The following is a 403-nucleotide window of genomic DNA, read 5'->3' as shown; positions in this document are numbered from 1 at the left end:
ACCGTTTCACCGCGCGGTGCCGGGACGGGTCCCGGTCCTACCCGCGCTCCACGGTCGTTGAAGTCCGCCTGCCCGGCGGCCTTGATGTTGATCGCGGCGTTGACGTCCCGGTCGTGGTGACCGCCACACGGACAGACCCACGACCGCACGTTCAGCGCCATCTTCTCGTTGATCCGGCCGCAGTCCGAGCACATCCGGGTGGACGGGAGCCACCGGTCCACCCGGGCGAACGTGCGTCCGTACCTCGCCGACTTGTACTCCAGCATGCCGACGAACGACGACCATCCGGCGTCGTGGACGGACTTCGCCAGCCGGGTCCGGCCGAGACCGACGACACACAGGTCCTCGACGTACACCGCTTGATTCTCACGGATGATCGTCGTGGACAGCTTGTGCTGCCAGT

At 67.0% G+C, this 403-nt stretch carries 1 protein-coding gene; it reads right to left on the bottom strand.

The annotated features are described in order from the left end of the window. Positions 1-356, bottom strand: a 356-nt coding sequence (locus tag ACFHW1_RS28875; protein ID WP_416616751.1) for an RNA-guided endonuclease InsQ/TnpB family protein, incomplete at its 3' end; no start/stop codon positions are given. Between the last annotated feature and the right edge of the window lie 47 nt (positions 357-403).

Origin of the sequence: Micromonospora sp. LOL_014 (genome assembly GCF_048060245.1) — a bacterium.
GTDB lineage: Bacteria > Actinomycetota > Actinomycetes > Mycobacteriales > Micromonosporaceae > Micromonospora_E.
Note: the sequence above shows the minus strand (reverse complement) of the source record. Positions and strands in the feature narration are given on the sequence as shown.